Below are 13,637 nucleotides of genomic sequence, written 5' to 3'. Positions count from 1 at the left end.
CGACCTGCAAGATGGATGCAGCCGAATGAAAATTTTTTTCAGATGGTGTCGATTGCACCCTTGGCGATCACCGGTCCGGTTGCCTTTCCGCCTGGCGCACCACCCTCTGGTTCGGGTGTAATCGCGAACAGCGCACCCTTGTGCAGATGCGGTCGCATTGCTTGAGGGATGGAATGAACGGCAGGTTTTGATGGGTCGATCATGCCAAGCGACCTTGCGACGCCATCTTCGGGGATGATCCACAATTCGGGATAAAGCGTACCTGTATCAAGCGAAATCGGGATGATCTGCAACGCGCCCGTTTGCGGATTATAGTTGGCGGCGACGCTTTCGCGTCCCCCTTCTGCTCCAATCGCCGCGACCAATATCTGCGGCTGCGCGGGGACAGGTTGCGTCTCGGGCTGGCGCCACAGCATCGTGGCCAGCACCAGTGCAACGGCGAATGAAGCAGCCGTCAATCCTTGCCAGATGCGAAGGCGAGTGCCTGTATTGTCCTGACGCGGTTGGGAAGTGATCGCAGCGTCAATCCGCGACCAGACAGCGGGCGAAGGAGCTTCTTCTTCGAGCGGTTCCATTGCGACCATGCGGTCCGACCATTTGGCATGCTCGGAGGCAAAATTCGGGTCGTCGGCAAGTCTTGCACGCGCCTGCGCTGCCTCGGCCTTGTCGAGCAGACCCAATGCCAGTTCGCCAGCGGTTGCGATATCCTCATCGGTCAAACGCATCAGCTCATGCCCTCAAGGCAATGGCGCAGCTTGATGAGCGCGCGGCGGATGCGGCTTTTTACCGTCGGCAGCGGCGTCGATTCAGCAACTGCGAGATCGGCATAGGTGCGCCCGTTCCAGAAGGCCGCGCGAATAAAATTGGCGTCGCGATCATCGAGTCGCTCGATACAGCTGTCCACAACGCGCGCATCGTCTTTCTCTGACAGCAGCTTTTCGGCATTAGGTGAGGGATCAGGGATTGCCAACGCTTCGTCAAGATCCGCCGGTTTGCCCTTGTCGCGCGCGCGAAGCCTGTCGATCGCGCGGTTACGTGTGACGGCAACCAGCCAGCTGATCGGACTCGCTCTATCCCTGTCAAAGGCGGCGGCGCGGTTCCAAATGGTGAGATAGGCGTCTTGCAAGGCTTCCTCGGCTTCGTTCCGGTTGCCGAAGATACGTAAGCAAACGCCAAAAAGTTTCGCCGAGGTTCGCCGATAGAGAAATTCGAACGCCTTCCTGTCGCCAATACCTACACGACCCAGAGCGTCACTGAGCAATTCGCGTTCGCGCGTCGCGCGTGCGATGGCCATCTTGCTTGCGTCGGGTTGCGCGTTCATCCGTCGGTTATCGGCGCGCAAGCAGGCGAGCGCAAAACGGGATTTGGCCGGTAGTCGCTACCAGGTACCAAAATCTCCCGGTGGCTGACTGGTGCGGCCTGACGCGCGGATCGGGCGGCGATATCCATAGCGCCGGCGCTTGACAAGCCGCAAGCATGGCCAATCGCCGCTATCCTTGCGTTCGACGAGCAAGAAGCTGTTCCGCCGATAGGCGGCGACAACGGAGTTCACCTGTGTGTTCAACAAGCCTGCGAGTATGAGCGTGCCGCCATCCGCAACGACCGAGGCGAAACTTGGGGCCAATTCCACCAGTGGACCTGCAAGGATATTGGCAATCAGCAGGTCATAGGGTGCGCGCGCAATAACTGCTGGGTGGTCAGTGCCTGTTGCGACGAAAAGCGCGACCTGACTGCGCCCTCGACCGAGATCGACCGCATTGGCAGCAGCATTGTCGCGAGTTACGTCGATGCTGACCGGATCGATATCCGATGCGGTGATCATAGCCCTTGGCCAGAGGTGCAAGGCTGCAAATGCGAGAAGGCCGGTGCCAGTTCCAATGTCCGCAATATGGTGAAAACGCCTACCGGTGCGATGCAGCAGGTCGATCATGGTGAGGCATCCGCTCGTTGTTTCATGCCCGCCGGTACCAAAGGCCTGACCAGCCTCGATCAGAAATGTGCGTGCACCTGCAGGGACTTCGCCTTTGTTTGTTGATGTATGAACATAAAAACGGCCAGCCACGACGGGGGCGATACTTTGCTGGCTGAGTGTCAGCCAATCCTCATCGGGTAACTGTTCGACGGCGCCCTTGGCCCCGAATCTTTTTTCCAGAAGGCCGACATCGTGCCGATCTGGTTTTGCGTTGAAATAGGCTTGGACGGACCATCTGGCATCGTTGAATGCCTCAAGTTCGTCAGCGACCAATGTCGGTTGATTGATGAAAAGTTCGAGCCACTCGTCATCTTCATGCATCGCTTCTGCCTCTGCCCGAGAGCAGGGCAGGGTGACTTTCCAGTTCATTTTGCTTTTTCTTTGGCGAGTCTGTTTTCGAGTCTTTCGAGCGCACCAGCGGCATATGTCGAACAAGCCGAAGTATCGATCAACGGCTCTTCGTTGACAAGACGCTCGAAAAAGCCGCTTTGTGAAGGATGAGGAGTGATCAGAATGTCGCAATCCTTGAACGCGGCAATTTTGGCAATGGTTGCCCGCAATGGCGCGACATATTCCGGATGGTCGTTAAAATGATAATCGTCCGCCGAAACTGCACTCAAGCTATCCGCAAAAACGATGTTTAAGCATTTTCCCTTGTCGCAGCTTTGCCAGCGCCAACTTGTGCCGCCGGGCGAATGTCCAGGCGAGGCAATTGCGGTCAGTGTTTGGTTGCCGATTTTCAGCGTTTCGCCGTCACCAATTGCTTGATCCACTTTGACACCTTCGACCGGTTCGAAAAGTCCTTTCTGGGGATCCGACGGATGCACAGTGCCGCTTTCCAAGGCATCCTTGGCTTCTGCCCGTGCTATCATCCGCGCGCCTGTCATCCGCTTTAAACCTGCCAATCCGCCCGAATGATCGAAGTGTTCATGCGTGTTGAGCAGATAGCGAACATCCTTGGGATCAAAGCCAAGCTTGCGGATATTCTCCACGATGCCCGGCGCGGCCTCTGCGATGGCCCCGTCGATCAGGAAATGGCCTTGCGGCGTTGTAATCAGCAATGAAACGATACCGCATGTGCCGACCATGTAGACATTGCCATAGACATGTGCAGGTGGAGCAGGATCACCCCATCCGTCCCGGCCTTCGCAAGCCTTGGCGATAGGTTCAAACTTGGCGACTGCAACTGTCGGAGGAGTTTGCGCAGGTGCGCAGCCTGCAATTAGTGCAGCAGCCAAACCAGCCGTGAGAAACTGTTTAGCGAACATAGCTGGCTCCATTGATGTCGAGCACTGCACCGGTCATCGATGGCGGTGCTTCAAGCGCGCAAAAGCGGACAAGTGTAGCTACTTCATCGGGCATTGCGACACGGCCTAAGGGGATATCTGCGAGCAGCTTATCTCCGCCACGGCTTGCCAGATAGTCCTCGGCCATGCCCGTCATCGTAAAACCCGGACAGATGGCGAAGGCGTAGATTTGCTGAGCGGCAAAACCGCGGGCGATGCTCTTGGTCATGGCGACCATCCCGGCCTTGGAGGCTGCATAATGCCAATGCGCCGGGCTGTCTCCCCTATAGGCGGCGCGGCTCGCGACATTGATGATCCGGCCTTCCTGACCCAGTGCCTGCCAGTGGAGGATCGCAAGACGGCAAAGCTGGGCAGAAGCCGTCAAATTGATCGCCATCGTCCGCTCCCAGCCATCGAGCCATTCGATATCGCTGAGGTCGATCGGATTAGCTTCGAAAACGCCAGCATTGTTGACAAGCACGTCAATACGCCCGCCCATTTCCTGTAGCGCATTGTGCCAAATTTCTGAGGGGACGGTTGGATCGCTTAGGTCGCCATGGGCACTGGAAGTTGCGTGAACCAGAACATTATCGTCGCTCAGTTCGTCGACAACAGCCGCACCAATGCCACGCGATCCACCGGTAACAAGGATGTGTAACGTCATTCCCGCTGCCTTCCACAGCGGGAACCGAAATTCAACCTTGCTTATCGAGTTAGTGTTTAGCGGATCAGATTGGCCGCAAACTTTCCGGCATTTGCCTGAAGTGCGGAAATCTTGCCATCGACATCGCCAAAGCCGCTTTCAAGCTGGGAAATTTCTGAAACGACATTTTCGGTGTCGGCACGGATTGCAGCAATGGTGTTCGACATCAGGTCGGCTGCAAGTGCGGTTTCGTCAACCGAAGCCGTAATCATCGTGACAGTCTGGGCCTGCTCTTCCATTGCATGGCGGATACGCTCTGCCGAATGGTGCACATCTTCAACTGCGGATTTTATCGACACGTTTGATTCGACAGAGGCTTTGGTTGCATTCTGGATAGCGGTGATTTTTTCGGCAATTTCGTCCGTTGCCTGTGCGGTCTGGTTAGCGAGGCTTTTTACCTCTTGCGCGACGACGGCGAATCCCCGTCCGGCATCGCCGGCACGGGCAGCTTCGATCGTTGCGTTCAATGCGAGCAGATTTGTCTGACCAGCGATGTCACGAATCAGGCCGAGAATGGACTCGATGGATTTGGACTGTTCCGACAATGTATCGGTTGCCTCGACAGCTTCCTGAGCGCGCTCGGTTGCGCGATTAGCCACTTCGGCTGCGGTTTCGACTTCGGAGCGGGTGTCTTCAATGGCGCGGATCAGGCCTGCAGCGGTCTGCGCCGCTTCGCGCATCGCCACAGCTGACTGCTCCGACGCTGTGGCGACCTCCGAAGCTTTGCTGAGCATGCCTTGAGCAACTGCAGTGCTGGCTGCGGCCTGCTGGCGCAGGATATTCGCTTGCTCTGAAATTTCAGCAGTACTTGAGCCGATGTCGCTTTCGAACTGCGCGGTGTAGCCCTCTTTCTGTTCGCGCTGGACGATTTTTTGATAATGTACATAGCAAGCAGAAGTCACGGCCAGTTCCACCGCTGTGAAATCGTGCACTGTTTTCATCAGCCGGTCGCGCGATGGGTCATCGGCGCCAATTCTGGCATCGAAAATGTCAAAATAACGAAGGCTGGCGCGGGTTGATGCAGCAAGCAGGTGGCCAAGAGGTACACGGTCCTTGCAGGCTGCGATGATCTGCGCTTTCAGATATTCGCGCCACGTTGTGCCTTTGATGTCGCGCATGCGCTCGCGGATGTAGCTTGCGGTCGACTTGACCATCTGCGCCACATAGTCCGGGTTGCGCAACTGTTCGGTTGTGCTGAAATTGGTCCAATATTCCCAATAATAGGCGGAGAAATCGTCCATTTCGTCGTCGACAACAGCGAGCAATTCCCGGCATTTCGTGGCCATCTGGCCATCGAAATCAAAGGCTTTGACGATCGTGTCAAACTCAGCCGAAAGCGACTTTTCCATATCCGACATTGCGAACTCCCGAATTGCGACCTGCAAGTTACACCTGGTTAGGAGTGCAAAGCTAATCGGGATTGGTTAACGCCCGGTTATCCATGGCAGGCAAAATTCCGTATCCCGCACCTTGCGCAGACGGTTCAAAGCGGTAAAGAGCGACGCAAACTTGAACAGGGAAGCTTAGCCGATGGCGCAGAATCCGAACCGGCCGATTTCGCCGCATTTGCAGATCTACCGTTGGGGACCGCATATGGCGGTGTCCATCTTCCACCGCGCGACAGGCTTTGTGCTCGCAACTGCCGGAATGCTGACCTTGCTATGGTGGATTGCGTCTATTGCGGGTGGGCCGGAAAGCTATGCTAGCTTCCAATCCTGGGTGGTATCTGCGGGCGCCGACGCCACGGGCCTGCAAACAGCGGCCAATTGGTTCTTCCGCTTGCTCGGACTGGCCGTGACCTACAGCTTTTTCCAGCATTTCTTCTCAGGCATCCGCCACCTGCTGATGGACTTGGGGGCAGGCTATGAACTGACCACGGTTCGGACCTGGTCGATCGCCGTTTTCATTGCCGCGCTGACCGCGACGGCGCTTGTCGCGATGCTTGTCGCTTCGCGTTTCATGGGGATTTGAGATGGGTAACGGAACAAACCTTGGGCGCGTTCGTGGGCTCGGTTCCGCCAAACATGGCGGCAAGCACTGGATTGATCAGCGACTGACTGCGGTGGGCAACCTGCTGCTGACAAGCTGGCTGGTGCTGTCGCTATTGTTGTTGCCAAATTTCGAATATGAGACCGTGGCCGCATGGCTTGCGCAGCCTTCGGTCGCCGTGCCCATGATCCTGATGCTGACCAGCATTTTTTGGCATGTCCGTCTTGGCTTGCAGGTGCTGATCGAGGACTATGTGCATGACGACGGCAACAAATTTGCCGCGCTGACCCTTTTGAACTTCTACGTAATTGGCGCCGCCGCATTCGGTATTTTCATGGTCGCCAAGCATGCCTTTGCCGGAGTGCCCGCCTGATGTCTGAAGCATATAAGATCATCGATCATACTTACGACGTCGTCGTAGTCGGCGCAGGCGGTTCGGGTTTGCGCGCAACGATGGGGTCGGCAGAGGCCGGTTTGAAGACCGCTTGCATTACCAAGGTCTTCCCGACGCGCTCGCATACCGTGGCCGCGCAAGGCGGCATTGCGGCTTCGCTGCAGAACAATTCGCCCGATCACTGGACATGGCACATGTACGATACCGTCAAGGGATCGGACTGGCTGGGTGACCAAGACGCGATCGAATATATGGTGCGTGAAGCGCCGGCTGCGGTTTACGAATTGGAGCACGCCGGCGTGCCCTTCAGTCGCAACGCCGATGGCACCATCTACCAGCGCCCCTTTGGTGGCCATATGCAGAATATGGGCGAGGGCCCGCCGGTGCAGCGCACCTGTGCCGCCGCTGACCGCACAGGTCACGCCATGCTGCACGCGCTCTATCAGCAGAGCCTGAAATATGATGCGGACTTCTTCATCGAATATTTCGCGCTCGACCTAATCATGGAAGATGGCGAATGCCGGGGCGTGATTGCCTTGTGCATGGACGATGGCAGTATACACCGGTTTAAAGCGCAATCGGTCGTGCTGGCCACCGGTGGCTATGGCCGCGCTTATTACAGTGCAACGTCTGCGCACACCTGCACCGGTGACGGCGGCGGTATGGTGCTGCGCGCTGGCTTGCCGTTGCAGGATCTGGAGTTCGTCCAGTTCCACCCGACGGGTATTTACGGCGCAGGCGTGTTGATCACCGAAGGTGCACGCGGCGAGGGCGGTTACCTGACCAACAGCGAGGGTGAGCGTTTCATGGAACGCTATGCGCCTTCGGCCAAGGATCTGGCGAGCCGTGACGTCGTGTCACGCTCAATGGCGCTTGAAATGCGTGAGGGCCGTGGGGTTGGCCCGGGCAAGGATCATATCTACCTGCATCTCGACCATATCGATCCCAAGGTGCTGGCAGAACGCCTGCCGGGCATCACCGAAAGCGGCAAGATTTTCGCCGGTGTCGACTTGACCCGCCAGCCGCTGCCGGTTTGCCCGACGGTGCACTATAATATGGGTGGCATTCCGTGTAATTATCATGGCCAGGTCGTGACCAAGAAGGGCAAAGACCCCGAGGTCGTTGTGCCGGGCCTCTATGCTGTCGGTGAAGCCGCTTGCGTTTCGGTTCACGGCGCCAACCGTCTGGGTTCGAACTCGCTGATCGACCTCGTGGTGTTCGGCCGTGCGACTGGCCTGCACCTCAAGGAAACGCTGAAGCCCAATGCAGCGCAAAAGGCATTGCCCAAAGACTCGGCCGACCTGGCGCTGGCCCGCGTCGACCATTTCCGCAACGCAAAGGGCGGTTCACCCACCGCCGAAGTACGTCTGCAGATGCAGCAGACGATGCAAAAGCACGCCGCTGTGTTCCGTGACAGCGCACTGCTTTCCGAGGGCTGCGAAATCATGCAGAAGGTCAATCAGCGGATGCAGGATATCTCGGTCAGCGACCGCAGCCTGATCTGGAACACCGATCTTGTCGAAACGCTCGAACTCGACAATCTGATGAGTCAGGCGATCTGCACTATCGAAGGTGCCAACGCCCGCAAGGAAAGCCGCGGCGCGCATGCGCATGAGGATTTCCCTGATCGCGACGACAAAAACTGGATGAAGCACACCGTGAGCTGGTTCGATGGCTGGGGCGGCAAGGGCGGCAAGGTCACTTTGGACTATCGCCCTGTGCACGATTATACACTGACCGACGACGTCGAGTATATCAAACCTAAGGCGCGAGTTTACTAAAGCGAATTGAAGGTTTGGGCCGTCAGGCTCAGGCTGCGCTCCCGTTTTTCATGATCGAACATGGAGCAGGCGACGATGATTTCGTCGGCCTGCGTTCGGTCGATGAATTTTGCAACGCCTCTTTTCACAGTGTCCAGCGATCCAATCGCGCTGCACGACAGCAGTTCGTCGAGCATCGAAACGATGTGCGGCGGCAGGCTGGCTTTATAGCCTTCAACTGGTGGCTGCATCTGGCGAGGGTTACCAGTGCGAAGGCCGACAAAGCTCTGCTGGATCGAGCTGGCGAGATATTCTGCCTCTTCGTCGCTATCCGCCGCAATGATGTTCATCGCCGCCATGACATGGGGTTTGTCGAGCACAGCGCTCGGCTTGAAGCTGCTGCGATAGACGTGCAGCGCTTCGTCGAGCATTTGCGGCGCAAAATGGCTGGCAAAGGCATAAGGCAGGCCAAGCAATGCGGCTACTTGAGCGCCATATAGGCTGCTGCCGAGGATATAGAGTTGCACGTCGGCACCGGCGCCCGGTGTCGCACTGATGCCGGTGCGACCATCGTCTGCGAAATAGCTCTGCAGTTCGACTACGTCGCGCACAAAGGCATTGGGATCGCTGTCGAGCGTGCGGCGGATGGCGTGGGCGACACGCTGGTCGCTGCTTGGTGCACGGCCCAGCCCCAGATCGATACGCCCAGGATGTAGGGCATCGAGCGTCCCAAATTGCTCGGCAATCACGAGCGGGGCATGATTAGGCAACATTATACCCCCTGCGCCGACACGGATCGTTTTGGTGGCAGCGGCTATGTGGCCGATGACGACGGAGGTTGCGGCACTGGCAATGCCTTTCATCCCGTGATGTTCGGCTACCCAGAAACGGGTAAAGCCCAAGCTTTCCGCATGGGCCGCCAGAGCGGCGGCATTGGCCAGCGCCTGTGGCACTGTTCCGCCATCAACGACGGGGACGAGATCGAGAATGGAATAAGCTGTCATCGCGATCATCTAGGCATGCCGCCTTGAAAATGCCAAGCAGCAATCGACAGTGCCCGTTGGTGCTGCCATAGGCAGGGCGAATGTTCACGTCCAATTTCCTGCCCTTTTTGCTCACCGCGATCCTGATCGAGCTTACGCCCGGTCCGAATATGGCCTGGATTGCGTTGACTGGCGCAAGTGTTGGCAAGCGGGCGGCGCTGGCGGCAACTGCAGGGATCGCATTGGGTTTGGCCATTGTCGGAGCAGCGGCGGCCTTCGGGCTGGCAGAATTGGCGAAAGCCTCTCCCCATTTGTTTGCCCTGTTGCGCTATGCAGGGGCAGCCTATCTGCTTTGGCTTGCTTGGAAAGCGTGGGAAGGAAAGAGCGACGTTTCGCCCGAACATGCCCATAACGGCAATGTGCGCTGGTTTCGCCACGGGCTTTTGCTCAACCTGTTGAACCCGAAAGCAGCTCTGTTTTTCGTGGCAATCCTGCCCAGCTATATCGATAGCGCCGAGCCGATTATGCCGCAGACGCTGCTGCTGTCCGCGACCTATGTCGCTGTGGCGACGCTTGTGCACCTCTTGCTCGCGTTGCTGGCCGGGCGGGCGCATGAGTGGTTTGAGCGAGGACAAAATGCTGTTCTTGTCCGGAAGGCATGTGCACTGTTGATCGCGGCGGTCGCAATCTGGTTTCTTATCAGCACAGCGAGATGATGGTGGCGTTCACTCGCCGTTCAGTTTGGCAGCCGCAGATGAAGCGTGCAAATTTATCGATGAATTGAGTGGAGAGGAGCAACTTTTATGGCCACCGAACGTTCTCCCGGTTTCAAACTGTTTTTTGCGGGGCTGATCGGCCTTGTGCTCGCCATCCCATTGATGATGGTTTTTGCACTGTCTTGGGACAGGCAGGAACAGGCCAATACCGCCCAGACCTCGATTGCGGCGGGCTGGGGCGGGCCGCAGGTTGTGGTCGGGCCGGTGCTGGTCATTCCTTACACCACCGACAATGTCGAAACCGTGACCGAAAATGGCCAACAGACAACGCGGACCGTGCGGGTGCAGCGCGAATTGTTTCTTTCGCCTGAAAAGAACGCGATGAAGACCGACCTTCGCCCCGAGCGGAAGAAGAAGTCGATCTATGAAAGCGTGCTGTTTGTTGCCGAAAATAGCGGCAGTGCGCGGTTTGCACTGCCAGCCGATTTCGCCCGCTACGGCATCCCCCGTGATAGCCTCAATCTGGCCGGAGCTGAATTGCGCTTTGGTATTTCGGATGCGCGGGGATTGCAGGCGGACAGCAAAGTGCAAGTCAATGGAACCGCGCTTGAACTGCAACCTGGCAAGGGGCTGGCGGCCTCAGGCAATTCGGGTTTTTTCACCTTCATCGACTGGGATGGCGCTACGCCGCTGAACGTCAGCTACAGCTATGCCTTCCGCGGCAACAAATCGCTGACAATGGTACCGCGTGGCAAGGAAACCAGTTGGGAAGTCAAGTCGACTTGGCCCAGCCCAAGCTTTGCCGGTGATTTCCTCCCGACCAAGCGCACGATTTCAGACAAGGGCTTTTCTTCGACGCACAAGGTCACCAACCTGGCGCTTGGCCAGTCGCTGGTGCTGAAGGAAGACTTAGGCATGCCGCAGCTTGAGGGCGGCTATGTCGCGCCGATGGTGGCGTCATCGGCAAGCGCACAGCCAGTCGGGGGGCCTTCGCAGGCCGCCACAATCGGCCTGATCGAACCCGTCGACCTTTACAGCCAGGTCGACCGATCGGTGAAATATGGCTTCCTGTTCATCGGCTTCACCTTCCTCGCTTTCCTGATGTTTGACGTGGTCGGCGGGGCAAAGGTTGCTGCTGCCGAGTATCTGCTGACCGGGGCAGGGCTGGTGCTGTTCTTCGTGATGCTGCTCGCCTTTGCCGAGGTCATCGGCTTCACCTGGGCTTATCTGCTGGCGGGTGGTGCGATTACCGGCTTGCTGACTGCCTATTCCGCAGCGGTGCTGAAAAGCTGGCTGCGCGCGCGCGTGATTGGCGGACTGTTAGTCGGGCTTTATGCGACACTTTATGTCCTGCTTAACCTTGAGGCCTATGCGCTGATTATCGGATCAGTGCTGCTCTTTATCGCTCTCGCAGTGGTGATGTGGGCAACCCGTCATATCGATTGGGGCGCCAAGCGTGGAGCAGAGGAAGCTAGCGCCAGCGGAGCATAGAGCTATCGAGTTCAGCGACGGATCGGACACCCATGAGTTTCATGCCGCGTTCGATCTCGTCGCGCAGCTTGCCGACCACACGGTCAACCCCGGTTTCGCCCGCAGCAGCCAAAGCATAAAGATAAAGCCTGCCACCCGAGCAGGCTGTAGCACCTGCCGCTAAAGCTTTGAGCACATGCGTGCCGCGCCGCACACCGCCATCGCAGATGATGTCGATTTTTCCACCGACGGCATCGGCGATTTCGGCGATCTGATCGAAAGGTGAGCGCGAACCATCCAATTGCCGTCCGCCGTGGTTGGAAACCATGATTGCGGTGGCGCCAATATCGACTGCCCGCTTTGCATCTTCGACCGACATCACGCCCTTCAGGCAAAACTGCCCGCCCCATTCTGCGCGGATCGCCTCGGCCATTTTCCAGTCCATCGACTGGTCGAGCATCGTGTTGAAATAATCGGCGACCGACACCGCGACATTGGTGCCTTCGCTGACATGGGTTGAGAGATTGGGCAGCGAAAACTTCTCGCGCAACAGATAGTTCATCACCCAGCCGGGATGGGTGGCATAGCTGAACACCGACGAAGGCGTGAAGCGCGGTGGAGAGGTGAAGCCGGTACGCAAACAGCGTTCGCGATTTCCCGCAACGATGGTGTCGACCGTCAAAGTGATGGCATCGAAATTCGCCGCCTTGCAGCGTTCGACCATCGATTTGTTCAGCCCTTTGTCCTTGTGGATATAAAGCTGGAACATCTTGGGTGTCTTGATCGCCGCTCCGACCTCTTCGATGCTCACCGTCGCAAGGCTGGAGATACCGAACCAGGTGTTGAATCGTTCGGCGACCGCGGCCACAGCACGCTCGCCCTGCCAGTGGAACAGCCGCTGCAACGCTGTGGGAGAGAGAAATAACGGCATGCCGATCTTCTTGCCCATTACCGTTGTCGACATGTCGATGTTTTCAACGCCGGCGAGAACATTGGGCACCAGATCACAATCGCCGAATGACGAGGTATTACGTCCTTTGGTGACCTCATCATCACCCGCTCCGTCGATATAGTGGAAAATGGGCGAAGGCAGGCGACGTTGTGCCAGTCGGCGAAAATCCTCGACATTGTGGCAGTCGGAAAGGCGCATTAGTAAACGGTCCGGTTCTGCTTGGTCGCTTTAGTGGCGAGCGAGAAACGGGGCTCGACCGCGGTTACAGGGTTTAGGATATGTGCGGCGACGCGTTTGCCAACTGCCGGACCATGCTTAAAGCCATGGCCTGACCCGCCACCGACCAACCAGACATTGTCGTGGCCGGGCAGCTGATCGATCAGGAAATCGCCGTTTGAGCTGTTCTCATATTGGCAAACGCGCGAATGGATCAGCGGTGCATCGGCAAGATCCGGAAAGCGGATTTTGAGGTAGCTGCGCGCCCTAGCGATCCCTTCCGCCGATAACTGCCTGCTTTGGGTGTCGGGGTCGACTTCTTCGCCATGGGTGTCGAAAGCCATCTTGAATCCCTGACCTTCCAGATCGGGAAAGCCATAGGCGAAATCCTGGGCATTCGAGTCTGCCCAGACGGGAAGGGAGGGGGAGGCAAACCGGCTATCCCCGGGGGCGGCCCCGAAATGGAAAACCTCCTGACGGGTAACAAATATCCGTCCGCCAAGAACTTCTGGAAAAATCTTTGGCAGCCAAGGGCCGCAGGCATAGACCAAATGCCGAGCTGTTCGGTCGCCGATCTGATAAAGTCCGTTCGAAAGTTTCTTGGGCTGACCAATCTTGGCGCGTACTGCCTCAAGCCCAGCATCAGCCACAACAGCTTGCACGCCGCGCCCAGCGATCAACGCGCCGGTTCCGGTTTCGAGGAAACCCAATTCATTGTCGGCAAAGCGCATCTGCGGGAAACGTTCGCGCATCGCTGCGGCATCGCCCTCCCATCGGTCGAGTCCGGAGGCTCGCAGCCAATCAAGGCTCTGATGAAATGACGCGTCTTCCTTGGCAGCAAACCACAGCACGCCGACTTTATGCAGGATGGGCTGTGATTGGCGCGCCGAAAGGGCATCCCATTGTGCAAGCGAGTCCACAGCCATGCTCGAATAGAGTGGATCGCCGCCATAGCTGACCCGGACCACCCGGCTTTCCCCTCCAGAGGAGGAACGTGCATTTCCCGGCGAATATTGATCGAACAAAGCAACAGACAAGCCTGCTTTCTTCAGGTGCCACGCACTCCACGCGCCAAACACGCCAGCACCGATGACGGCAACGTCAACGGTAGCGGAGTCGGGGATTGCTGCTTTGGCCTGGGTCGCAAGTCCGATAGCGCCCGCCGCAGCAAGCGTCTCGCGTCGCGTTAGCTTCAT

Annotated in this window: 14 protein-coding genes; 5 read left to right on the top strand and 9 right to left on the bottom strand. The window is 57.7% G+C overall.

Features of this window, described 5'->3' with window-relative positions:
* Positions 1 to 38 precede the first annotated feature (38 nt).
* The 6 genes from DXH95_RS06540 to DXH95_RS06515 are packed head-to-tail and all read right to left on the bottom strand — an operon-like array spanning position 39 to position 5,310.
* A complete protein-coding gene (locus DXH95_RS06540) occupies positions 39 to 725 on the bottom strand; it encodes an anti-sigma factor (protein ID WP_115548582.1) in 687 nt (228 codons plus the stop codon).
* Complete coding sequence (locus tag DXH95_RS06535; protein WP_239016562.1) at positions 725 to 1,321, bottom strand: sigma-70 family RNA polymerase sigma factor; 597 nt, start codon at positions 1,319 to 1,321, stop codon at positions 725 to 727. Before DXH95_RS06535 ends, DXH95_RS06540 begins: the two co-directional genes overlap by 1 nt.
* A 57-nt stretch (positions 1,322 to 1,378) precedes the next feature.
* On the bottom strand, positions 1,379 to 2,341 hold the full coding sequence (locus DXH95_RS06530) for a 50S ribosomal protein L11 methyltransferase (protein ID WP_115548581.1): 963 nt from the start codon (positions 2,339 to 2,341) through the stop codon (positions 1,379 to 1,381).
* Complete coding sequence (gene bla, locus DXH95_RS06525; RefSeq protein ID WP_115548580.1) at positions 2,338 to 3,240, bottom strand: subclass B3 metallo-beta-lactamase; 903 nt, start codon at positions 3,238 to 3,240, stop codon at positions 2,338 to 2,340. Before bla ends, DXH95_RS06530 begins: the two co-directional genes overlap by 4 nt.
* Positions 3,230 to 3,922, bottom strand: a complete 693-nt coding sequence (locus DXH95_RS06520) for an SDR family NAD(P)-dependent oxidoreductase (protein ID WP_115548579.1) — start codon at positions 3,920 to 3,922, stop codon at positions 3,230 to 3,232. Before DXH95_RS06520 ends, bla begins: the two co-directional genes overlap by 11 nt.
* A 56-nt stretch (positions 3,923 to 3,978) precedes the next feature.
* On the bottom strand, positions 3,979 to 5,310 hold the full coding sequence (locus DXH95_RS06515) for a methyl-accepting chemotaxis protein (protein WP_239016561.1): 1,332 nt from the start codon (positions 5,308 to 5,310) through the stop codon (positions 3,979 to 3,981).
* A 181-nt stretch (positions 5,311 to 5,491) separates the two neighbouring features.
* Here DXH95_RS06515 and sdhC point away from each other — a divergent pair, with 181 nt between their 5' ends.
* From sdhC to sdhA, 3 genes are read left to right on the top strand one after another with little or no spacing between them, the layout of a single operon-like run.
* Positions 5,492 to 5,932 (top strand): succinate dehydrogenase, cytochrome b556 subunit, encoded by a 441-nt coding sequence (gene sdhC / locus DXH95_RS06510; RefSeq protein WP_115548578.1) that lies wholly within the window; start codon positions 5,492 to 5,494, stop codon positions 5,930 to 5,932.
* 1 nt (position 5,933) lies between these two features.
* Positions 5,934 to 6,323, top strand: coding sequence for a succinate dehydrogenase, hydrophobic membrane anchor protein (gene sdhD, locus DXH95_RS06505; RefSeq protein WP_115548577.1), 390 nt, complete (start codon positions 5,934 to 5,936; stop codon positions 6,321 to 6,323).
* Positions 6,323 to 8,125 carry a succinate dehydrogenase flavoprotein subunit gene (gene sdhA, locus DXH95_RS06500; protein ID WP_115548576.1) on the top strand — a complete coding sequence of 601 codons (1,803 nt, stop codon included), beginning with the start codon at positions 6,323 to 6,325 and terminating at the stop codon, positions 8,123 to 8,125. The genes sdhD and sdhA overlap by 1 nt, the downstream gene beginning before the upstream one ends.
* On the opposite strand, the gene DXH95_RS06495 is transcribed toward sdhA, so the two are convergent.
* The gene (locus DXH95_RS06495) at positions 8,122 to 9,108 is read right to left on the bottom strand and encodes an LLM class flavin-dependent oxidoreductase (RefSeq protein ID WP_115549434.1); all 987 of its coding nucleotides are present in this window, start codon (positions 9,106 to 9,108) and stop codon (positions 8,122 to 8,124) included. The genes sdhA and DXH95_RS06495 overlap by 4 nt on opposite strands.
* Positions 9,109 to 9,188: 80 nt before the next feature.
* Here DXH95_RS06495 and DXH95_RS06490 point away from each other — a divergent pair, with 80 nt between their 5' ends.
* Both DXH95_RS06490 and creD read left to right on the top strand, forming a co-directional pair.
* Positions 9,189 to 9,803, top strand: a complete 615-nt coding sequence (locus DXH95_RS06490) for a LysE family translocator (RefSeq protein ID WP_115548575.1) — start codon at positions 9,189 to 9,191, stop codon at positions 9,801 to 9,803.
* An 87-nt stretch (positions 9,804 to 9,890) separates the two neighbouring features.
* Positions 9,891 to 11,294 carry a cell envelope integrity protein CreD gene (gene creD, locus DXH95_RS06485; RefSeq protein WP_115548574.1) on the top strand — a complete coding sequence of 468 codons (1,404 nt, stop codon included), beginning with the start codon at positions 9,891 to 9,893 and terminating at the stop codon, positions 11,292 to 11,294.
* On the opposite strand, the gene DXH95_RS06480 is transcribed toward creD, so the two are convergent.
* Together DXH95_RS06480 and DXH95_RS06475 are read right to left on the bottom strand one after the other, a co-directional pair.
* Complete coding sequence (locus DXH95_RS06480) at positions 11,275 to 12,423, bottom strand: alpha-hydroxy acid oxidase (protein WP_115548573.1); 1,149 nt, start codon at positions 12,421 to 12,423, stop codon at positions 11,275 to 11,277. The two genes, creD and DXH95_RS06480, sit on opposite strands and share 20 nt — an antisense overlap.
* On the bottom strand, positions 12,423 to 13,637 hold the full coding sequence (locus DXH95_RS06475) for an FAD-dependent oxidoreductase (protein ID WP_115548572.1): 1,215 nt from the start codon (positions 13,635 to 13,637) through the stop codon (positions 12,423 to 12,425). The genes DXH95_RS06480 and DXH95_RS06475 overlap by 1 nt, the downstream gene beginning before the upstream one ends.

Source organism: Sphingorhabdus pulchriflava, from assembly GCF_003367235.1.
In the GTDB taxonomy this organism is placed as follows: Bacteria; Pseudomonadota; Alphaproteobacteria; order Sphingomonadales; family Sphingomonadaceae; genus Sphingorhabdus_B; species Sphingorhabdus_B pulchriflava.
The sequence above is the reverse complement of the archived record's forward strand: the minus strand, read 5'-3'. Positions and strand labels throughout refer to the sequence as shown.

Excerpts from the sequence above, each read along its gene's own strand:
- DXH95_RS06480 (WP_115548573.1), bottom strand. The coding sequence starts at position 12,423 with ATGCGCCTTTCCGACTGCCACAATGTCGAGGATTTTCGCCGACTGGCA.
- DXH95_RS06475 (WP_115548572.1), bottom strand. The coding sequence starts at position 13,637 with ATGAAGCTAACGCGACGCGAGACGCTTGCTGCGGCGGGCGCTATCGGA.
- DXH95_RS06530 (WP_115548581.1), bottom strand. The coding sequence starts at position 2,341 with ATGAACTGGAAAGTCACCCTGCCCTGCTCTCGGGCAGAGGCAGAAGCG.
- DXH95_RS06495 (WP_115549434.1), bottom strand. The coding sequence starts at position 9,108 with ATGACAGCTTATTCCATTCTCGATCTCGTCCCCGTCGTTGATGGCGGA.
- sdhA (WP_115548576.1), top strand. The coding sequence starts at position 6,323 with ATGTCTGAAGCATATAAGATCATCGATCATACTTACGACGTCGTCGTA.
- bla (WP_115548580.1), bottom strand. The coding sequence starts at position 3,240 with ATGTTCGCTAAACAGTTTCTCACGGCTGGTTTGGCTGCTGCACTAATT.
- sdhC (WP_115548578.1), top strand. The coding sequence starts at position 5,492 with ATGGCGCAGAATCCGAACCGGCCGATTTCGCCGCATTTGCAGATCTAC.
- sdhD (WP_115548577.1), top strand. The coding sequence starts at position 5,934 with ATGGGTAACGGAACAAACCTTGGGCGCGTTCGTGGGCTCGGTTCCGCC.
- DXH95_RS06540 (WP_115548582.1), bottom strand. The coding sequence starts at position 725 with ATGCGTTTGACCGATGAGGATATCGCAACCGCTGGCGAACTGGCATTG.
- DXH95_RS06520 (WP_115548579.1), bottom strand. The coding sequence starts at position 3,922 with ATGACGTTACACATCCTTGTTACCGGTGGATCGCGTGGCATTGGTGCG.
- DXH95_RS06515 (WP_239016561.1), bottom strand. The coding sequence starts at position 5,310 with ATGGAAAAGTCGCTTTCGGCTGAGTTTGACACGATCGTCAAAGCCTTT.
- DXH95_RS06490 (WP_115548575.1), top strand. The coding sequence starts at position 9,189 with ATGTTCACGTCCAATTTCCTGCCCTTTTTGCTCACCGCGATCCTGATC.
- DXH95_RS06535 (WP_239016562.1), bottom strand. The coding sequence starts at position 1,321 with ATGAACGCGCAACCCGACGCAAGCAAGATGGCCATCGCACGCGCGACG.
- creD (WP_115548574.1), top strand. The coding sequence starts at position 9,891 with ATGGCCACCGAACGTTCTCCCGGTTTCAAACTGTTTTTTGCGGGGCTG.